The sequence below is a fragment of the Streptomyces tyrfis genome (assembly GCF_037034285.1).
Lineage (GTDB): Bacteria > Actinomycetota > Actinomycetes > Streptomycetales > Streptomycetaceae > Streptomyces.
The window spans coordinates 116,360-136,228 of sequence record NZ_JBAGJZ010000020.1 but is presented as its reverse complement, the minus strand read 5'-3'; the positions used below and the strand labels follow the sequence as shown (position 1 = coordinate 136,228).

The 19,869-nt window shown below is 72.9% G+C and carries 17 protein-coding genes and 1 pseudogene; 9 read left to right on the top strand and 9 right to left on the bottom strand.

The window, feature by feature from the left end; all coding sequences use genetic code 11:
• Positions 1-55: 55 nt before the first annotated feature.
• Positions 56-430: a hypothetical protein gene (locus WA762_RS17700; RefSeq protein ID WP_335936736.1), complete on the bottom strand. Its 375-nt coding sequence runs from the start codon at positions 428-430 to the stop codon at positions 56-58.
• A complete protein-coding gene (locus tag WA762_RS17695) occupies positions 427-591 on the bottom strand; it encodes a hypothetical protein (RefSeq protein WP_335936734.1) in 165 nt (54 codons plus the stop codon). The genes WA762_RS17700 and WA762_RS17695 overlap by 4 nt, the downstream gene beginning before the upstream one ends.
• Positions 592-730: 139 nt before the next feature.
• Between WA762_RS17695 and WA762_RS17690 the strand changes: the two genes are divergently transcribed.
• Together WA762_RS17690 and WA762_RS17685 are read left to right on the top strand one after the other, a co-directional pair.
• Complete coding sequence (locus WA762_RS17690) at positions 731-1,555, top strand: helix-turn-helix domain-containing protein (RefSeq protein WP_335936732.1); 825 nt, start codon at positions 731-733, stop codon at positions 1,553-1,555.
• Positions 1,542-1,766 carry a DUF397 domain-containing protein gene (locus WA762_RS17685; RefSeq protein WP_335936730.1) on the top strand — a complete coding sequence of 75 codons (225 nt, stop codon included), beginning with the start codon at positions 1,542-1,544 and terminating at the stop codon, positions 1,764-1,766. The genes WA762_RS17690 and WA762_RS17685 overlap by 14 nt, the downstream gene beginning before the upstream one ends.
• A gap of 166 nt (positions 1,767-1,932) precedes the next feature.
• On the opposite strand, the pseudogene WA762_RS17680 reads toward WA762_RS17685, so the two are convergent.
• Positions 1,933-2,283 (bottom strand): annotated as a pseudogene (locus WA762_RS17680) (hypothetical protein); the annotation flags it as partial.
• A 239-nt stretch (positions 2,284-2,522) separates the two neighbouring features.
• Between WA762_RS17680 and WA762_RS17675 the strand changes: the two are divergent.
• Positions 2,523-2,747, top strand: coding sequence for a DUF397 domain-containing protein (locus tag WA762_RS17675; protein ID WP_335936728.1), 225 nt, complete (start codon positions 2,523-2,525; stop codon positions 2,745-2,747).
• A gap of 245 nt (positions 2,748-2,992) precedes the next feature.
• Here WA762_RS17675 and WA762_RS17670 read toward each other — a convergent pair whose 3' ends face one another.
• Together WA762_RS17670 and WA762_RS17665 are read right to left on the bottom strand one after the other, a co-directional pair.
• The gene (locus WA762_RS17670; protein WP_335936727.1) at positions 2,993-3,592 is read right to left on the bottom strand and encodes a DUF6058 family natural product biosynthesis protein; all 600 of its coding nucleotides are present in this window, start codon (positions 3,590-3,592) and stop codon (positions 2,993-2,995) included.
• Between the two features lie 373 nt (positions 3,593-3,965).
• Positions 3,966-4,766 (bottom strand): hypothetical protein, encoded by an 801-nt coding sequence (locus tag WA762_RS17665; protein WP_335936726.1) that lies wholly within the window; start codon positions 4,764-4,766, stop codon positions 3,966-3,968.
• 164 nt (positions 4,767-4,930) lie between these two features.
• Here WA762_RS17665 and WA762_RS17660 point away from each other — a divergent pair, with 164 nt between their 5' ends.
• Positions 4,931-6,244 (top strand): hypothetical protein, encoded by a 1,314-nt coding sequence (locus WA762_RS17660; RefSeq protein ID WP_335936725.1) that lies wholly within the window; start codon positions 4,931-4,933, stop codon positions 6,242-6,244.
• 67 nt (positions 6,245-6,311) lie between these two features.
• On the opposite strand, the gene WA762_RS17655 is transcribed toward WA762_RS17660, so the two are convergent.
• A complete protein-coding gene (locus WA762_RS17655) occupies positions 6,312-7,052 on the bottom strand; it encodes a YqeB family protein (protein WP_335936724.1) in 741 nt (246 codons plus the stop codon).
• 118 nt (positions 7,053-7,170) lie between these two features.
• Between WA762_RS17655 and WA762_RS17650 the strand changes: the two genes are divergently transcribed.
• A complete protein-coding gene (locus tag WA762_RS17650; protein WP_335936723.1) occupies positions 7,171-7,809 on the top strand; it encodes a TetR/AcrR family transcriptional regulator in 639 nt (212 codons plus the stop codon).
• A 322-nt stretch (positions 7,810-8,131) separates the two neighbouring features.
• Here WA762_RS17650 and WA762_RS17645 read toward each other — a convergent pair whose 3' ends face one another.
• The 3 genes from WA762_RS17645 to WA762_RS17635 all read right to left on the bottom strand — a co-directional run bounded on the left by WA762_RS17645 (position 8,132) and on the right by WA762_RS17635 (position 11,336).
• Positions 8,132-8,959, bottom strand: a complete 828-nt coding sequence (locus WA762_RS17645; protein ID WP_335936722.1) for a sugar phosphate isomerase/epimerase family protein — start codon at positions 8,957-8,959, stop codon at positions 8,132-8,134.
• Complete coding sequence (locus tag WA762_RS17640; protein ID WP_335936721.1) at positions 8,956-10,119, bottom strand: dihydrodipicolinate synthase family protein; 1,164 nt, start codon at positions 10,117-10,119, stop codon at positions 8,956-8,958. Before WA762_RS17640 ends, WA762_RS17645 begins: the two co-directional genes overlap by 4 nt.
• Before the next feature lie 68 nt (positions 10,120-10,187).
• On the bottom strand, positions 10,188-11,336 hold the full coding sequence (locus WA762_RS17635) for a Gfo/Idh/MocA family protein (RefSeq protein ID WP_335936720.1): 1,149 nt from the start codon (positions 11,334-11,336) through the stop codon (positions 10,188-10,190).
• A 174-nt stretch (positions 11,337-11,510) separates the two neighbouring features.
• Between WA762_RS17635 and WA762_RS17630 the strand changes: the two genes are divergently transcribed.
• The 4 genes from WA762_RS17630 (at position 11,511) to WA762_RS17615 (ending at position 19,738) form a co-directional block, all read left to right on the top strand.
• Entirely contained in the window at positions 11,511-12,650 is a 1,140-nt protein-coding gene (locus WA762_RS17630; protein WP_335936719.1) for a LacI family DNA-binding transcriptional regulator, read from the top strand.
• Positions 12,651-13,026: 376 nt separating this feature from the next.
• Positions 13,027-16,299, top strand: coding sequence for a type 2 lanthipeptide synthetase LanM family protein (locus WA762_RS17625; RefSeq protein ID WP_335936718.1), 3,273 nt, complete (start codon positions 13,027-13,029; stop codon positions 16,297-16,299).
• A gap of 252 nt (positions 16,300-16,551) precedes the next feature.
• Positions 16,552-16,743, top strand: coding sequence for a hypothetical protein (locus WA762_RS17620; RefSeq protein WP_443080616.1), 192 nt, complete (start codon positions 16,552-16,554; stop codon positions 16,741-16,743).
• 76 nt (positions 16,744-16,819) lie between these two features.
• The gene (locus WA762_RS17615) at positions 16,820-19,738 is read left to right on the top strand and encodes a helix-turn-helix transcriptional regulator (protein ID WP_335936717.1); all 2,919 of its coding nucleotides are present in this window, start codon (positions 16,820-16,822) and stop codon (positions 19,736-19,738) included.
• Positions 19,739-19,869 lie beyond the last annotated feature (131 nt).

The following is a 19,869-nucleotide window of genomic DNA, read 5'->3' as shown; positions in this document are numbered from 1 at the left end:
CGTAGGGATGCCGTCTGTCCACGAGGCGCGGAGACCGCGTCCGCCGCGCGACCCGCTATTCCCGTTCCGGCGCGTGCGCCTCCGGCTTCGTCGGCGGACGCGCGCCCGGCCCCGGCCCACGCCCGGTCAACTGCGCCAGCCGGGCGCCACGGCTCTCCGCGACCCGTTTGACGTCACGCAGCGACTCGGTCAACCGCGAGGCCAGGTAGTGCAGTTCGTGGCCCGTCACCCGCCGGTCCGCCAACAGGTCGTCGGCGTGGCCGAGGAGATCGTCCGCCATGCCGAGCTGGATGCTCTCGACGCCGTCGGCCATCCGGGACACATAGCCGGCGCCGTCACCGATGACGTAGCACGGCCTGCCGTCCAGCCTGCCCCAGGGCAGCAACCGCACGACGTCGCCGCCGCCCCTCCTTCCCGCGCTCCCGTTCACGCGGCGACCCCCGCCGCCCGGCGTGCGACGGCGGGCCCGGCCACGTACACGCAGGAGTACGGCCGGACGGCGAGGGGCACCGGGCGCACCAGCCACAGGGGGCGCACGGGACGCACGGGACTCACCAGCGTCTTGGCGAACCGGCGGACGAGATCCTTCATGACGACGTGCTCTCCTTCTGAAATTACCCACGAATGAATACGTTCTGCGACGAACTCATCACAGAGTGAGGTTCCTTCTGCTTACGCTCAAGGGGTTCGGGCTTGACGCCGCGCCGGTCAGAGGAGGGAGTCGGTACCCATGGCGAAGGAACGGAAGCCGCGCACGCCGAGAGAGAAGTACGGGGAGGAACTGAGGCTGCGAAGGGTCACGGCAGGACTGACCCAGGAGGCGTTGGGCGAACAGGTGGTGTGCTCGCCCACCTTGATCAGCCACTACGAGGCGGGACGACGGCTGCCGAAGCCGGATGACGCGCAGCGGATCGACATCGCGTTGCGGACGGACGGCTTCTTCGCCCGCTGGCTGAAGGACCTGGACACGAAGTTCGCCCAGTACTTCGCGCCGGTCGCCGAGATGGAGCGGGAAGCGACGGAGATCCGGCAGTACGGCGCTTCCCTGATTCCTGGTCTGCTCCAGACCGAGCCTTACGCCCGCGCCGTGTTCCATGCGTATCACGTCAACTACCGCCCTCGGGAACTTGATGAGTTCGTCGTCAATCGCTTGGAGCGGTCCCGGCTGCTGAGCGATTCACCGACTCCGGTCGCCTGGACGCTGCTCGACGAAGCAGCACTCCGGCGTCGCGTGGGCGGACCGGAGGTCATGGCAGAGCAATTGCACAAAATCGCAGACATGGCTGAGTCCGGGCGACTGCGTCTGCATGTGTTGCCCTTCGCCTCGGGGGCACACCCACTCCAGGAGAGCATGCTCTACCTGCTGAACTTCGCGGATGCCCCACCGATCGCCTACGTCGAGGGCCTTCGCACGGGGCACTTGATGGACGATCCGGCGTTGGTAGCGCAGTGTCAAACCGCGTACACTCTCGCCCTGGGCGAAGCGGCCCCGCACAAGAGGTCAGTGGCCCTCGTCAGAGCCATCGCTGAGGAGCACGAGCATGCACAGCACTGAGCCCGCCATCACTGACTCCGGAACGCTGACCGGTTGGCGCAAGTCCAGCTACAGCGGAGGCTCCAACGGCGAATGCCTCGAAGTGGCCGACGGCTACGCCACCGTCCCCGTCCGCGACAGCAAGACTCCGAACGGCCCCACGCTCGTACTCTCCGCCAACGGCTGGACGGCATTCGTCTCGGCCGTCAAGAACGGCAGCCTCAACGCCTGAACCACACCGCACCCACCCGGTGAAACACGCGCCCGGCACAAAAACGGGGACACAACAGAGCACTCGCCTTCGTCATCGAGGGCGAGTGCCCGTTTCACTCTCCGATTCCCCTAGCGGTACCAGCAGAAAACCGGGTCCGACCGGTGTCGCGGTGGCCGCCGTCGGCGCGGAACTCGTGGACCACCTGAATTCTGCCGACGATGTGGGTGTTGAACTCATCGAGCTCTTCAGCCGGCACCCATAGCTCAAGGATCGTCTGCCCGCCTGCCTGTTGGACGGGATACCGGCTCAAGAACTCCGACTCGACCTCGAAACGAGTGACGAAGCCGGCGCCGTCGTGCTTCACGTTCCAGTCCCTTGCGATCTTCACCGCGTAGTCCTCGTTGAGGACCGGATAGAAGATCGGCTGCTCAGGCAGTCGAGGCGGCCAAGCGCGCCAGTCCAGTTCGCGCACCAGGTCCAGTTCCTTGGGGCCCGTGGGGCGCCACAGGGTCGTCGTCGCTTTCTGGCTGGACATGGGAACCACTCTCCGAACTCGGCAATCCCGCCGATTGTGGCCGGCCGGCAGGCCAGACGGTACCGGCAGCGCAGCCGTAACGGCTACGAAGTTTCGGCACTCACCCTGAGCCTGACCAGCAGTTACAGGACAACCCCTATTTGAGGCCTTCCAGAGAAACTACGCTTTCGCCTCAAGGGATGCGCTCCCGCATCCGAATTCAGTGGCGCTCGTCAGAGCCATCGTGGAGGAGCACGAGCATGCACAGCACTGAGCACACCCTCACCAACTCCGGAACACCGACCGTTTGGCGCAAGTCCAGCTACAGCGGCCCCGCCAACGGCGAATGCCTCGAAGTGGCCGACGGCTACGCCACCGTCCCCATCCGCGACAGCAAGACCCCGAACGGCCCCACACTCGTCCTCTCCGCCAACGGCTGGACGGCATTCGTCTCGGCCGTCAAGAACGGCAGCCTGAACGCCTGAACCACACCGCACCCACCCGGTGAAACACGCCCCCGGCACAAAAGCGGGGACACAACAGAGCACTCGCCTTCGTCACCGAGGGCGAGTGCCCGTTTCGCGCGGTGGCGGGCCGTGAACGCACCCCACCTGGTCGCCCTCGTCCGCGCTGGAGCACGCTTCGCACGCGGCCACCTCGTCGAACGCCCCGAAGCCCGCGCGCCATGAACGACCGCAACCGATCCGCGCCCATCGGCCATGGCCCCAGGTCACGGGCGCGGGAAACGGTCACGCATCGCGGCGATGCAGGTATCCCGGGACGTAGGCCCGCCGAACCGGAGACGGTCGTAGGCGGTGAACGCCGGTTCCAGCGCGTCGAGTTCATCGATAAGGGCGTGCAGCCGCTCCGCCCACTGCGCTGAACCAGCATCCGACTCGCCCGCCGCGGCACTGATCGCGGTCGTCAGATCATCCTTGCGTTGAATGGCGGCCGGGGTCACCGAGCGCAGGCACACGTACTGTCCGCTGAGATACGAATTCCACTCGCTCTTGCCAGTGATCGGGTCGGCCCAGTGAGCGGTGAACCAGGCTTCGAGCAGGTCTACGCCACCCGCTTCGTCGGCGAGGGCGAACAGGTCGGCCGGCACCATCTCAGCACCGTCGGAGCGCAGATATCCCGGAAGCGGCAGACACCGCCCCAGCATCAGCCGGCGGACCGCATCGCTGTCGCGACCAAGGGCTACGCACAGTTCTTCCAGAGAAACGAACTGCGCGCTGACATACGCATCGTCGGCGTCGGTCATCGGATGGTCGCCGTTTACCTCGCGGAACCGCTCGGCAAGCTGCTGCTTCAGGGCCGTCTCCGACATGGGGGGGGATCCTCCGGCGTCATCGGCGCGGGAATCTCCCGCGCCGGATTCCGCACGCTACTGGCCGGATCGTTCGGCACTCACCGAACCATCGAAGGAATCAGGGCGACCGGGACATCCCGTCTCAGACCGCGCCCACCAGCGCCTAACCGACGGTTGCGCAACAACCCTTAGTTGAAGCCTCCCAGGGAAAAGCGGTGCCGCTGACCAGCCACTGTTCCTCCGTGGTATCGGGGCACGGAGAGACGCTGAACGTGTGGAGATTCCGAAGCGGACGGGCTCCGGGGCGGGCCGTCCCGCCCGGCGCTTCAGGAGCCTGGAGCAGGCCGGGCCGGGGCTGCCGGGTCCGGCCCGCTCCAGGAAAGGGAAGCCGTCACTTGACGTCGACGTAGTCGCCGGCCGCGGTCGCGCCGCCGGTCGTGTTCGTCTCGCCGAAGGTCCAGCGCCAGTAGCCGTCGACGGAGGCGGTGACCGTGGTCTTGAGAGCGCCGGTCGAGTTCGCCTTCACGATCTTGACCGTCTTGTACGTGCTGGTACCGGCCTTGCGGAACTGGAGCTTGGCCGCCTTGCCGCCGAAGCCGGTGTACTTGTGCTTCGCCCAGTCCGCGCGGGTGATCTTGCCGGTGACCGCGAGCTTGCGGCCCTTGACGACGGGCTCGGGCGAGGCGTCGACGGTGACCTTCGCCGCACGCTTGACCCGCACGGTGGGGGTGAGGGGCAGATACTGCTCGCTCTTGAGCCCGCCCTTCGCGTTCCAGATTTGTATCCAGACGGCGCTCTTCCAGGTCGTGGCGTCGTTGTTCGAGTCGAGGGTGTATCGCGGGTCGACGTACAGCTCGCCCCTGCAGTCTGCGGCCACGGTGCCGTCCTCGCAGGCGGCGAGGACCATGCGGATGCGCTTACGCTCCGGTGCCTTGGCGGCGGTGGTGCCGTGGTACAGATACAGGAAGGCGCTCACGTCGGACTGCTTGAGACCGGACGGCCACGACAAGCGATACGTCAGGGTGGGGAAGACCTCGGCGGACGTGCCCACGATGATGGGCTTGCCCTTGTTCAGGACCACGTTCGACATCTTGACGCCGGTGTCCGCCGCCTGGGCGGGCGGAGCGGTGAACGCCCCCAGGGCGAGCGTTCCCGCGACCACGGCCGCGAAGCCGGATCTGCCTGCGCGCATGCGCGACCTCTCATGGGTGAGGGACTGGTGAGTGTCCAGTGGGGAAGATGGATCGCCGCAGGTTAACAGCCCCCGAACGGCGACCGGTTCGAGAGGGCCGGCCCCGACCGGCCCGCGCTCACTCTCCCCAGGGGCTGTCGGTCGCCTCGGCTCTCGTCGGCCGGATGGATCAAGAAGCATTGATCGCCGAGCTGGAACGCGTCAAGGGCGACGAGGAGTTGACGGCTCAGGTCGTGGGCCGGCTCGCCGAGCCGGGGGACGCCGCCGCGCCCGGGCTGGTCGCGGCGCTGGGTGCGGTGAGCGGGCAGGCGATGTGGGGGCTGCGCGACGCCCTGCGTCTGATAGGTCCCGCCGCCTTCGACGCCGCGGTGGCGGCCCGCGCCAGGGCCGCGAAGGCGCCCGAGTGGTGGGAGCTGGGGCATGTGCTGCGCGGCTTCGACGAACGGTGCCTTCCGCAGTACGTGGCGGCGCTGTCGCACCCCATGAAGGAGATACGGCACGAGGTGCTGGGAGGTTTGCGGAACCTCGGTGCGGCCGCCGCCCCCGCCGTCGTGGACGTCATCCCGTTCCTGGACGCCCGGGACAGCTCCACGTGCTACCAGGCGGAGAAGGCGATCCGGGCCATCGGCGGACAGGCCGGACCCCTGCTGCGGGAGATCCGCCGTCGCGGCCCCGCCCGCCTGCGCAGACACGCGCTGAGCGCCCTCGTCATCATCGGTGGCGAGAGCGAACTCGACGAACGGGACCTGCGCGCCCTGGAACGGCTCGTCCGTCTGAAGGCCGCCCACGACATCCCGGACCAGTTGCCCGACCAGCGTTGGGTCGCCGTGCCCGGTGCGACGTACGAGGGTCTCTTCGAGGCCATGGGGCTCCACGACAGAAGGCCCTGCACGATCTCGATGGGGCTCTCCGCCATGGAGCACGACGAGACCTACGTCGAGGGGCCCGACGGCGGGAAACGCCCGGTCTACCGGGTGTTCGTCACCCCGGAGCTCGACGGCTGGCGGCTCGTCTACGCCGACACCGCCCTGTGGAAGATGCGCTGGGGTGTCGACGAACTCGTCCGCCGCGTCAGCGCCGCCTGCGGCGAGGCCCACTACTTCCTCCAGGACGACCTCAGCGACTCCACGATCTGGGCCGTCGCCCTCGACGGCGAGATACGCCGCAGCTACGCGCGCTACGGAAATCCGGAGTGGAGGGGCGAACCCCTGGACTGGGAGACACCGCTCAGCGGCGATCCGGACGGGGGCGCCCCGAACGACGACCTGGACGAGGACGACCTCGACTTCGAGGACGACTACGACGACGACTCGGAGTCGAACGCCACCCGGGAATCCAGCATCGACCGGGTCGCCGGCAAGCTCTCCACCGACCCGAACGCGGTCGGAAGCCACACCGCCCTTCGCGGTCACGGCTGGCTGGCCGTCACGGAAGCGGGCGTCGGCCACGGGCCGTTCAGCGGAGTGCTGCGCATCTAGAGACATCCAGAACGGTGACGGCGAGGCCGGTCCGCCGTTCCCTCCGCGCCCGCCGGTCCGCCGGTGCTCAGTCCGCGGTCCGCCCGGCCCGGCCGGCCTCCCGGATGGTCCGCCAGTACTGGCGGCGGCTCTCGTCACGCACCACGACGCCGAGGCGGGCCAGGTCCTCGCGGAGTTCTCGGGTGTCGTCGCCGGAGGAGCCCTTTCCCTCCAGCGACTTCTGGCGGGCCGCGAGGATGGCGTCCGCCCCCTGCGGAAGGCCGGGGGCGCCCGGCACCCAGCGGCGGAACTCGTCCGCGTACGGATCGGCGTCGGCCCACGCGCAGCCGTGCGCGGTGAACGCGGCGGCGACGCGGGCGGCGTCCAGGCCGCAGTTCTGCCGGGCGAGTTCGCCCCCGTCGTGGCCGAGCAGGACGAGCTGCCGCCCGTCCCGGAACACCGTGGCGACGGCGTCGTACGGAAACTCCTGCCGGCGTCCCTTGCAGGTGAGGACGATCTCGTCGGCCGAGAGGCGGATCACCAGCTGCTCGTACTGGGCGACGCCGCCGAAGGCCAGCCCCGCCACCGCGCCCGCGGCGACCAGCGCCGGCGTGGGGACCGCCGTGACAAGCTCGGCCGGCCCCCGCAGCGGCGCCCAGGGCAGCGCCACGAGCCAGTCGGCCAGGAGGTCCGCCAGCCAGCCGACGCCCGCGCCCACCGCCCCGAACGCGGCGTAGACGCACACCGTGCTCCACACCGGCTCGCGGAGCACGGTGGTCCGGCCGCCGGTCCGGTCTCCCTGGGCACGCCGGTCCAGTCGCTTGCTCATCGTCACGCTCCCCCTCGTTCGTTCCTGTGTGCCGGCCCGTAATAATAGACTGAGCACTCGGTCTATTATTCATACCGTCGAAACGGGCGAACCGGAAGCCGGACGCGAGGGAGCCATCATGAGGAAAGTCGACCCGGCCAGGCACCGGGCGCGGCGGCGGCAGATCGTCGGCGCCGCGGCCGAGCTCTTCGCCGCCAAGGGCTTCGAGCGCACCACCACGGCGGAGATCTGCAAGGCCGTCGGCATGAGCGCGGGCAATCTCTTCCACTACTTCCCGAACAAGCGCGCGATCTTCTACGCCGTCTTCGAGGACGACGCGCAGGACGAGGAGCGGGACGGCCCCACCAAGGCCGAGCGTCTCGCCGCCGCCCGCACGGCCGAGGATCCGTGGGCCGCCCTCCTCGACACCGTGGACCTTCTCGCCGCCCCCGCCATGGAGCCGCTGGTCCCGGCCCTCGTCATGGAGGCCATGGTCCAGGCGTACCGCGATCCCGAGCTGGAGGAGCTGCTGAGCCGCGACAACGCCGAGGAGCGCGCCGCCCTCACCGCCCTGCTGCGAAACGCCGCGGCGGCGGGCCTGACCGACCCCGGCCTGGATCCGGACGACACCGCGGCCTGGGTCATGGCGCTCATCGCCGCCCTCTACACCAGCGCCGCCACCGACCCGTCCTTCAGCCCGGCCGACCAGCTCCCCACCCTGCGGCTGATGCTCCACCGCTTCCTCCGGCCCGGCGCCGCCCCCGAGCCGAGGCGCTGAGCGGGCGCGGTGAACCCGGGAGCCCGGTGGACCTGGAAGCCCGGTGAATCCGGGAATCCGAGGCGACGGAGGGTACGGGAAGCGGCGCCGGGTGCGCCCGCGGTCCCCAGACGGCCGGGAGAGCAGGCGGCGCAACGAAACGGGGTCCGGTCGTGATGACCGGACCCCCCTCGTGTTCCCCCTCCGTCAGGGCTTCCCGATCCCCCCAGATCTCCTCCCCCGGAAGCACCCGACGCCAGCTACGACCCGGTGGGGCGCCCAACGGTTGCGCGGCTTGACCATCTCTTTACCGCGGAGGCAAACGGCGCGTCAGATGCGCCTGTCAGCAGGCGTGTTCGGCGTAGCGGGCGGCGACCTCCGCGAGGACTTCGGCGCCGTCGCGGGCCCAGAGGGCCTCGTTGAAGATCTCCACCTCGATCGGGCCGTCGAAGCCGGCGGCCTCGACGAGCGAGCGGAATACGCGGAAGTCCACGGAGCCGTCGCCCAGTTGGCCCCGGCCGAGCAGGACCCCGGCCGGGAGCGGGGTGATCCAGTCGGCCAGCTGGAAGGAGTGGATGCGGCCGGTCGCGCCCGCGCGGAGGATCTGCTCGGGCGCCTGGTCGTCCCACCAGATGTGGTACGTGTCGACGACCACGCCGACCTGGTCGGCGGGGAAGCGCTCCGCGATGTCCAGCGCCTGGGAGAGCGTGGAGACGACGCAGCGATCCGAGGCGAACATCGGGTGCAGGGGCTCGATCGCCAGGCGCACCCCGCGTTCCGCCGCGTACGGGGCCAGCTCGCCCAGGGCGTCCACGACGCGTTCGCGGGCGCCGTACAGGCCCTTGTCACCGGCGGGCAGGCCGCCCGAGACCAGGACCAGGGTGTCGGTGGACACGCCCGCCGCCTCGTCGATCGCGGCGCGGTTGTCGTCCAGGGCGCGGGCCCGTTCCGCCGGGTCGACGGCGGTGAGGAAGCCGCCCCGGCAGAGGCTGGTGACGGACAGTCCGTGGTCGGCGAGGAGCGCGGCCGTGCGCTCGACGCCGTACTCCTGGACGGGTCCGCGCCACAGGCCGACCTTGTCGACGCCCGCCGCGGCGCAGCCCTCGGCCAGTTCGGGCAGCGACCACTGCTTGACGGTCTCCTGGTTGATGGAGAGACGGCCGTCGCTCATCGGTTGCCTCCGTCGCCGCGGCGGCCTCCGTTGACCGCGAGCAGGGTGCGCATCCGGGACTCGGCGAGCTCCGGATCCGGGAACAGGCCGAGCCGGTCGGCGAGTTCGTACGCCTTCGCCAGGTGCGGCAGCGAACGGGCGGACTGGAGGCCGCCGACCATGGTGAAGTGGTCCTGGTGGCCGGCCAGCCAGGCGAGGAAGACCACGCCCGTCTTGTAGAACCGGGTGGGGGCCTGGAAGAGGTGTCGGGACAACTCGACGGTGGGGTCGAGGAGTTCGCGGAATCCCTGGGTGTCCCCGGTGTCGAGGACGCGGACCGCGTGGGCGGCCAGCGGGCCCAGCGGGTCGAAGATGCCGAGCAGGGCGTGGCTGAAGCCCTGCTCGTCGCCCGCGATCAGCTCCGGGTAGTTGAAGTCGTCGCCGGTGTAGCAGCGGACCCCGGCGGGCAGGCGACGGCGGACGTCGATCTCGCGCTCGGCCTCCAGCAGCGAGATCTTGATGCCGTCGACCTTGTCCGGGTGCTCGGCGATGACCTTCAGGAAGGTGTCGGTGGCGGCGTCGAGGTCCGTGGAGCCCCAGTAGCCGTCCAGCGCCGGGTCGAACATCGGGCCCAGCCAGTGCAGGACGACCGGTTCGGACGCCTGGCGCAGCAGGTGCGCGTACGTCTCCAGGTAGTCCTCGGGGCCCTTCGCGGCGGCGGCGAGGGCGCGGGAGGCCATCAGGATGGCCTGGGCGCCGCTCTCCTCGACGACGGCGAGCTGCTCCTCGTACGCGGCGCGCACCTCGGCGAGGGTCGCCGGGCCGGCCGGGAGCTGGTCGGTGCCGACGCCGCAGGCGATGCGGCCGCCGACGGCCTTCGCCTCGGCGCCGGAGCGGCGGATCAGCTCGGCCGCGCCCGCCCAGTCCAGGCCCATGCCGCGCTGGGCGGTGTCCATGGCCTCGGCGACGCCCAGGCCGTGCGACCACAGGTGGCGGCGGAAGGCGAGGGTGGCGTCCCAGTCGACGGCGGCGGGGTCGTCGGGGCTGGTGTCGGCGTACGGGTCGGCGACCACATGGGCGGCCGAGAAGACCGTGCGGGAGGCGAGCGGCGCCCCGCCGGGGGCGAGGTCGAGCGGGGTGGTGCGGGGCTCGTAGGGGCCCTGCGGGAGGTGGATGGTCACTCAGATCAGCTCCGATGCGGCGCGCGGGCCGTTCGCGGCGTCGTACGCGACGGCGGCGGTCCCGGGGGTCACAGGCTCAGCTCCGGCACGTCGAGGCGGCGGCCCTCGGCGGCGGACTTCAGGCCCAGCTCGGCGAGCTGGACGCCGCGGGCGCCCGCCATCAGGTCCCAGGTGTACGGCGCGTCGAGCGCGATGTGGCGCAGGAAGAGCTCCCACTGGGCCTTGAAGCCGTTGTCGAAGACGGCGTTGTCGGGGATCTCCTGCCACTGGTCGCGGAAGGACTCGGTGACCGGCAGGTCCGGGTTCCAGACCGGCTTGGGGGTGGCCGAGCGGTGCTGGACGCGGCAGTTGCGCAGACCGGCGACGGCGGAGCCGTGGGTGCCGTCGACCTGGAACTCGACGAGCTCGTCGCGGTTGACGCGCACCGCCCACGAGGAGTTGATCTGGGCGACGGCGCCGCCCTCCAGCTGGAAGATGCCGTAGGCGGCGTCGTCGGCGGTGGCCGTGTAGGGCTCGCCCTTCTCGTCCCAGCGCTGCGGGATGTGCGTCTGGACGTGCGCCTGGACGGTGGAGACGCGGCCGAACAGCTCGTGGAGCACGTACTCCCAGTGCGGGAACATGTCGACGACGATGCCGCCGCCGTCCTCCGCGCGGTAGTTCCACGACGGGCGCTGGGCCTCCTGCCAGTCGCCCTCGAAGACCCAGTATCCGAACTCGCCGCGCACGGACAGGATCTCGCCGAAGAAGCCGCCGTCGATCAGGCGCTTCAGCTTCAGCAGGCCGGGCAGGAAGATCTTGTCCTGGACGACGCCGTGCTTGATGCCCGCGTCGCGGGCCAGGCGGGCGAGTTCGAGGGCGCCCTCGACGTCCGTGGCGGTGGGCTTCTCGGTGTAGATGTGCTTGCCCGCCGCGATCGCCTTCTTGATCGCGTCGACGCGGGCCGAGGTGACCTGGGCGTCGAAGTAGACGTCGACGGTGTCGTCGGCGAGGACCGCGTCGAGGTCGGTCGACCACTCGGTCAGCCCGTGCCGCTGCGCGAGCTCCTCCAGCGCGTGGGCGCGGCGGCCGACGAGCACGGGCTCGGGCCACAGCACCTCGCCGCCGAGGTCGACGCCGCCCTGCTCGCGGATCGCGAGGATCGACCGAACCAGGTGCTGCCGGTACCCCATGCGACCCGTCACGCCGTTCATGGCGATGCGCACTGTCCTGCGTGTCACGAAATTTCCTCCATACAGCTGGGCGGGCACCGGCTCGGCCCCTCGGCGTAGCAAGCGCTTTCTATCGGGGATGACGCTAGCCTGCGGACGGCGGCCCGGACAAGAGGGGGCACGCCGCGGCTTCTCCCACCTCTCGTCCACCCCTCGTTCCGCGTCGTTCCTCGGAGGCAAGCGATGACAGTCACCCTGGCGGATGTGGCGGCCCGCGCCCGGGTGTCCCCGGCCACCGTCTCCCGTGTGCTGAACGGCAACTACCCGGTGGCCGCGTCCACCCGGGAACGGGTGCTGCGGGCGGTGGACGAGCTGGACTACGTGCTCAACGGGCCCGCGAGTTCGCTGGCGGCGGCCACGTCGGACCTGGTCGGCATCCTGGTCAACGACATCGCGGACCCGTTCTTCGGGATCATGGCGGGCGCGGCGCAGAGCGAGATCGGCGGGACGCCGGGCGGGGCGGGTGCGGGGCCGGCGGGCGGGGCCGGGCGGGCCGGCGGCGAGAAGCTCGCGGTGGTCTGCAACACGGGCGGCTCCCCCGAGCGCGAGCTGACCTATCTCACGCTGCTCCAGCGCCAGCGCGCCGCGGCCGTGGTGCTGACCGGCGGTGCCGTGGAGGATCCGGCGCACCAGGAGGCGATCTCGGCCAAGCTCGCCAAGCTCGCGGACGCGGGGACCCGGGTGGTGCTGTGCGGGCGGCCCCCGCTGCCGGGCGGCGAGGGGGTCGTGGCGGCGCTCGCCTTCGACAACCGGGGCGGCGCGCGCCGCCTCACCGAGCATCTGCTCGCGCTCGGCCACACCCGGATCGGCTATGTCGCGGGCCCGGCGGAACGCACGACGACCCGCCACCGGCTGGAGGGCCACCGGGACGCGCTGCGCGCGGCCGGACTCGGCGGGGCCGGCGCGGCGGGCACCGGCGGAGCGACCGGGGCGGCGGGGTGGACGCCCGACGGGGACCGGCTCACCGTCCACGGCCACTACGACCGGCACTCCGGGTACGAGGCCACGCACGAGCTCCTGCGCCGCGAACCGGGGGTGACGGCCGTCGTCGCCGCCAACGACACGGTGGCGCTGGGGGCGTGCGCGGCGATCCGGGAACGCGGGCTGCGCATCCCCGAGGACGTCTCGGTGGCGGGCTTCGACGACCTGCCGTTCTCGGTGGACGCGGTCCCGGCGCTGACGACCGTGCGGCTGCCGCTGTTCGAGGCGGGCGCGCGGGCGGGCCGGCTGGCGATGGGCAAGGAGACTCCGCCGCCGGGGGGCATCGCGACGATCGAGGCGGAGCTGATGGTCCGGGGGTCGACGGCGCCGCCGCGAGCGTGATGTGCGGCCGCGCCGTGGACGTGTGGACTCGGGGCGGCCCTCGGCTCGCGGCTCCCCCGTGCGCGGTGCGGGCAGTGTGAGGGATTCGGCCATCCCGTCGGCTCTCCGTCCCCCGCCCCGTCGGTTCTCCGTTCCCCGCCGGGCCCCTGATACCGCCCGTACGCGAGAAGCCGCCCGGCCCGCGCCCAGGCCGCCCTTCGCGTGACGCGTACGCGGGAAACCGCCCCGCCGCCCGGCCGCGCCCCGTCCTCCCCCGCCCCCGGATACGCGCCAGGGCCAAGAAGATGGGGGCGCCGCCCCCATGCCCTCCGGGGGGCGCGCCGGGAGTATGGGGCGTGGCGGACCGGTGGTGCCGGCGCCGGACCGAGGAGGTGCGATGACGGGTGACGAAGCGACGGGCGGCGGACGGCTGTGCGTCTCCCCCGTGACACGTCCGTCGACGGCCGCGGGACCGGCCGCGGGGGCGGTCGGGACGAACGGTCCGGCAGCGGCGCGGCGGCCCGGGGCCCCCGGTCCCGCCCGCCCGGGCGGCCCCTGGTGGTGGCCCGCGCTGACCTCCGGCGAACGGCCCGCCGGCGGCGGACCGCCCGCCGTCCACGAACCGTCGCCCGACCGCACGCTCCACCGCACGGCGGGCCACACGCCCGACCCCGCGGCGGACCGCGCACCGGCCGGAGCGGCCGGCCGGACGCCGGACGGCACGCCGGACTGGGCGGTGTTCGTGCGGGAGGCGGTCGCCGCGGCGCCCGAGCGGGCGGAGGCCGGTGGCGGGGAGGGGTTCCCCGGGCTGCGCGGCTTCGAGCGCGTCCTCGCCCCGTTCACGGCACGCGCGGCGGAGAAGGTACGGGAGGCGCTGCCCCCCGGTCCGTACCCGTACGTGGAACTCGACTGCGTGCAACGGGACTTCGAACGGCATCTGGCCGGGCGGCTGGCCCGGCTCGCGGCCCGCACCCTGGTCCTGGAGCTGCATCTGGCGCGGAAGGCGGGGCGGCTGGCCGGGGAGAGCCCCGAGGACCGGTTCACGGACTTCGTGCGGCGGACCGGTTCCCGGGACGGGCTGGCCGCGCTCCTCGCCGAGTATCCGGTGCTGGCGCGGATCCTGGCACGGGCCGCGCTGGACGCCGCCGCCGCGCTCGCCGAGATGCTGGTCCGGTTCGCCGCCGACCGGCCGGCGCCGCTCAGTGGGACGGCGGACGGCACGGCGAACGGAGCGACGGACCGGAGAACGGGCGGCGGAACGGGCCGGGGAGCGGACGGCCGCACGGCGGACGGAGCCGCGCACGAAGCGGCGGACGGCGGGGCGGGGCGGGGGCGGCGCGCCCGGCTGGTGGGGGTCGAGCCCGGGGCCGGGGACGGTCACCGGGGCGGGCGGACCGTGATGCTGCTCCGGTTCGAGGACGGCTCCCGGCTGGTCTACAAGCCGCGCCCGCTCGCCGCGCACCGGCACTTCAACGACCTCGTCCGCTGGTTCAACGCGCTGCCCGGCACCCCCGGGCTCCGGGCGCTCACCGTGCTGGACCGGGGGGAGTACGGCTGGGTGGAGTTCGCCGTCGAACGGCCCTGCCGCTCGCCCCGGCAGGTCGAGGCCTTCTACCGCCGCCAGGGCGCGCTGCTGGCGCTGCTGCACGCGCTGGACGGGACCGATCTGCACTACGAGAACCTGATCGCGGACGGGGAGCACCCGGTGCTCGTCGACGTCGAGACGCTGTTCCATCCGCCGCTGTCCGTCGCCGGGTCGGACGATCCGGCCGCCCGCGCCCTGCACGACTCGGTGCACCGGGTCGGGCTGCTGCCGCAGCTCCTGGTCGGGGACGAGACGGCGCTCGACATGTCCGGCATCGGCGGCGGCCAGGCCGCCCCCTCCCCGGTCCGCACCGCCGACTGGGCCGACGCGGGAACGGACCGGATGCGGCTGGTGCGGCGGGCGGGCCGCTTCGGCGAATCGGCCAACCGCCCCCGGCTGACCGGGACTCCGGCCGATCCGTCCGCCTTCACCCGGGCGCTGTGCGCGGGGTTCCGCGCCGGATACACCGCGATCAGCCGGGCCCGCACCGAACTCCTGCACCCCGGCGGCCTGCTGGAGCAGTTCGCGCGGGACGAGGTCCGGGTGGTGGCCCGGCCGACCTGGGCCTACGCCACGCTGCTCGACGAGTCCACGCACCCGGACCTGATGAAGGAGGCGGGCGACCGGCAGGAGGTGCTGGCCCTGCTCGGCACCGACGTCCTCGGTCCCGCCGCGCTGCCGGGCCTGCTGGACGAGGAACTGGCCCAACTGTGGGCGGGGGACGTGCCGTTGTTCACCACCCGGCCGGACTGCACCGGCCTGCGGAGCGGAACCGGCCGCTCTCTCGCGGGAGTTCTCGCCCGCACCGGGCTGTCCCGGGTCCGGGCGAAGCTGGCCGCGATGGACACGGTGGACCGGCAGGACCAGGAACGGATCATCCAGGCCGCGATGGTGACCACCTCGCGCGAGCCCGCCCACTGCTGCGGCTCCGGGCCGCGCAGGGTCCGTACGGCGGCGACCGCCCCGGAGCCGGAGCACCTGCTCGCGGCGGCCCGGTCGGTCGGCGACGAGCTGGTGTCCCAGGCGTACTCCGGGCCGGACCGGCTGAACTGGATCGGGCTGGAGCTCCTCGGCGAACGCTACTGGCGGCTGGGGCCGATGGCCGCAGATCTGGCGAGCGGCTACACGGGGGCGGCGCACTTCCTCGCCCAACTCGCGGCGCTCACCGGCGCGGACCGTTACGCCGCGGCCGCCCGGGACGCGCTGGCGCCCCTCGCCGGGCTGCTGGACGCGCTGCACACCCGCCCGGACGATCTGGGCCCGGTCGGCTCCGGCGCGTTCGCCGGGCTCGGCGGCATCGCGTACGCGCTGGGACAGGTCGCGGAGACGCTGGACGACCCGCGTCTGCGTGAACTGATCGTGCCCGCGCTGCGGTTGACGCGCGCGGCGGCCGTGGCGGAGAACGAGTACGGGGTGCGCGGCGGGACGGCCGGCGGGCTGGTCAGCCTGCTCGCCGGTTACCGGGCGACGGGGCGGGCCGATGTGTGGCGCGGCGCGGAGCACTGCGCCGGGCTGCTGCGCGACGCGCCGCTGCCGGACGACGCGGGGTTCGCGGACGGGGCCGCCGGGATCGGCTGGGCGCTGCTGCGGTTCGCGGAGGCGGGCGGCGGCGAGGCGTACCGCGCTCCGGGGCTCGCGGCGCTGCGGTCCGCGACCGGCGCCGTGGGGCCCGGCGCCTCCTGGTGCCGGGGCCGGACGGGGGTCGCCCTGGCCGTGCTGGACAGCCCCGCCGCGCGGGCCGATCCCCGGCTGGCGGCCTGGGCGGCCGAGACGGTGGCGGAGCTCGCCCACGCCGACCCGCCGCTCGACGACAGCCTGTGCCACGGCGAGCTGGGGGTGCTCGAACTCCTGCGCCTGGGCACGACGGCGAGCGCCCGCACCCGTTGGGTGGAACGGGCGGGGGCCCTGCTGGCGGCGGCCGACCGGGCCGGGCCCCGTTGCGGGACGCCCGGCCAGGTGCCGCATCCGGGGCTGCTGACCGGGCTCGCGGGGATCGGGCACGGGCTGCTGCGGGCCGGGTTCCCCGACCGGGTGCCGTCACTGCTGCTGCTCGCCGGGCCCGCCGCGCCGGTCTCCCCGGGCTGAGACGGGCGGGGCGGTGGCCGGCGGGGGCAGTGACACCGCGGCGGGCGCGCCTTCCGGCCGGTCCCTGCCGCTTACACCCTGCGCGTCGGGGCGCCGCGACGGGCCGGCCGCTCCGGGAACCACTGGCAACCACTGGGAACCACTCGGGAACCGACCGCTCGGGACCACCCGGGACCGCTCGGGAACCGACCACTTCGGACCATTCGGATTCAGGGATCGCTTCACAACCCCTCACGAGAAGAGGCAGGAATCATGCAGACCAACGACATGTCGGTCCTCCGCACCACCGAAGTCCTCGACGACGGCGCCACCGAGCACCCCGCGGGCCTGATCGCGCTCGGCGGGCACGGCGGTCTCGGGCTGCGCAGCAGACTGCTCAGAGTCTCGGAGGGCGAGTCCGGCTACACGCACGACCTGCCGTGGACCACGATGACCGTGATCTGATCGGATCCCAAGTACTGGCCGGAACAAGATGTTTGGCGTACTCCCCCGACGGATTCGGGTCAAGTAGCCTGCGTCCATGCGTGCCACTTCGTCGGTGATTGTCGGGAGAGTCGCGGAGACCGGCCTGTTGGGCAACGCCCTGGACGACGCGTCGCGACGTTCGGGGCGTGCGGTCTTCTTCGTGGGGGACGCGGGCATCGGCAAGTCCCGGCTGGTCGGTGAGTGCGCGTACCGGGCGTACGCGCGGGACATGCCGGTGCTGCGCGGAAGGGCGACGTCGACCGGGGTCGTGGTGCCGTTCCGGCCACTGGTCGAGGCGCTGTCCTCGCGGTTCCGGGCGGCCGGGCCGCCCACCGACCCGGAGCTGGACCCGTACCGTCCGGCGCTGGCCCGGCTGGTGCCCGAGTGGCGTCAGGGCTCCTCGCCCGGCTATCCGGAGACGGTGGTCGAGCTGGCGGAGGCGCTGCTGCGGCTGCTGTCGGTGCTCGGGCAGGAGCACGGGTGCGTGATCCTGCTGGAGGATCTGCACGACTCCGACACCGAGACGATCGCGGTGGTGGAGTACGTCATCGACAACGTGGCGGAGCTGCCGGTGCTGCTGCTGGGCACGCTGCGGCCGGAGCCCGGCGCCGCGCTCGACCTGGTGCGCTCCGCGGAACAGCGGCAGGTCGCCACCGTGCGGGAGCTGGCGCCGCTCGGCGACGGGGAGGTGCGGGAGATGGCCGCCTCCTGTCTGGAGACCACCCCGGACGAGGTGCCGCGGGCCACGCACGAGCGACTGGCCGGGCGGGCGGGCGGCAACCCGTACCTGGTCGAGGTGCTGCTGGCCGATCTGCTCGACTCGGGGCAGCTGCGGCGCGCCGGCGACCGGTGGCAGGCGTTCTCCAGTCCGGACGCGGCGGTGCCGACCGGGGTGGTGCGCAGCTGGTCGCGGCGGCTGGACCGGTTCGACCCGCCGGTGCGCGACCTGCTGTGGTGCGCGGCCACGCTGGGCAGCCGGTTCTCCGTCACGGTGCTCCAGACGGTCACCGGGCTGGACGACCGCACCCTGTTCAGCCATCTGCGTTCCGCCGTCGAGGCCAGTATCATCGCGCCGGACGGCGCCGACCCCGACCGTTACACCTTCCGGCACGCGCTGACCGCCGAGGCGCTGGTGGCTTCGCTGGCCCCGGCCGAGCGGGCCGCGATGGCCCGCCGCGCGGCGCACGCCCTGGAGGCGGTGGCGCATGAACTGAGCGACGAGCAGCTCCAGTTGATGGCCTCCTTGCAGATGGCGGGGGGCGACAGGCACGGCGCGGCCCGGCAGTTCGCCGCCGTGGGGCGGCGGATGCTCGCGACGGGCGCCTCGGGTTCCGCGGTCATCCTGCTGGAGCGGGCCCGCTCGCTGGCCCACACGGCGGACGCGCGGGCCGTCATGGAGGCGTTGGCGGTCGCGCGGGCCGAGGCGGGCGAGCTCGACACGGCTCTGACGCTGGCGGCGGAGCTGCCCCCGGTGCCGGCCCGTTCGAAGGCCGCCGAGGATCGCGGCGAGACCCATGTCCGGATCGCCTGGGCGGCCGTGATGGCGGAGCGCACGGAGGAGGCCGCCGGTCAGATCCGGGCCGCCCGGGGCGTACTCGGCGCGTCTCCCCGGCCCGAGAAGGAGGCGGCGCTCGACGTGGTGGAGGGGCATCTGGCGCTGCTGCCCGGCCAGGTCCGCCCCGGGCAGGAGGAAGCGGCCCGGGAGACGGCGCGGCGGGCCGCCGCCGTGGCGGAGGAACGGAGCCTGCCCGTGGTGGCCTGCCAGGCGTGGCAGTTGCTGGCGCTGCTGTCCCGGGAGCACGGTTTCGACGAGGCCGACTCCTGCCTGGAGCGGATGCTGTCGGTGGCCGAGCAGCACGCCCTGCCGGTGTGGCGGGTGGAGGCGCTGGTCCGGCTCGGGGCCAACACGTTCATGCGGACCGGGGATCCGGCCCGGCTGGAGACGGCTCGGGCGGCCGCGGAGTCGCTGGGCGCGCTGGTGCCGACGCAGACGGTGGACGGGCTGCTGGCCATGAACGCGGTGATGCGCGGCGAGTGGGACGGGGCGCAGGACATCATCGAGCGCTCGGTGGCCGCCAGCGCCCGGATACGGAACCTGGGGGCGCACCGCTATCTGCTGCTGGCCTCGGCGGCTCTCGCGGCGCACCGGGGGCGAAGACGGGACCTGGAGCGGGCCCTGGCCCGGTTCCGCCGGGCGGGCGGCGAGGAGTCGCTGCTCGTACCCCTGCAACTCGGGCTGTGCCGTGCCTTCGCCGCGCTCCTGGAGGAGGACCGGGACCGGGCGCTGGCCGATCTGGACGCCTCGCTGGCCTGGGAACGCGAGCACCCCAGCTTCTTCTATCTGAGCGGGCGTCACGGTCTGCGCCCGCTGCTGCGGACCATCGAGGGGCGCGACGGCCGGGTGGAGCTCGCCGAGGTGCTGGCCGGCCCCGGCGCGGACCTGGCCTGGAACCAGCTCTTCCTGCGGCTGACCGATGCCGTGCTGCGGGGCAGGGAGGGCGACGCGGACGGGGCGGCGCGGGCGGTGCGGGCCGCCGTGGGCGATGCCGCCGCCTTCCCGCTCGCCCGCCATCTGGGGTTACGGCTGGTCGCCGGAGCGGCGCTCGCCGACGGGTGGGGCGAACCGGTGCGCTGGCTGCGGATGGCGGAGGAGTACTTCTACGGGGCGGGGATCCAGCCGGTCGCCGCCGCCTGCCGGGCCGGGCTCCGGCAGGCGGGGGCCAGCGTCGGGCAGCACCGGGGCGGCTGGGACCGCATACCGGCCCCGCTGCGGACGAGCGGGGTGACCCCGCGCGAGTACGAGGTCTTCGTGCTGCTGGCGGAGCGGCCGGGGAACCAGCAGATCGCCCGGCGGCTGTCGATCTCGCCGCGCACGGTGGAGAAGCACATGGCGAGTCTGCTGAACAAGACGGGCCGCTCGGACCGGGCGGCGCTCTGCGACTTCTCCGCCGAGTGCGCGGCGGAGCACGACTGACGCCCGCCGTCGCACGGCGCACGGCACGGCCCCGCGGGCGGGCGTGGGCGGCCGTACGGGCAGAGCAGCGGGTCGGCAAAAAAACGGGCCGCCGCCGGGGCGGGCCTGGACGGGCGTACGGGCGGGTGTGG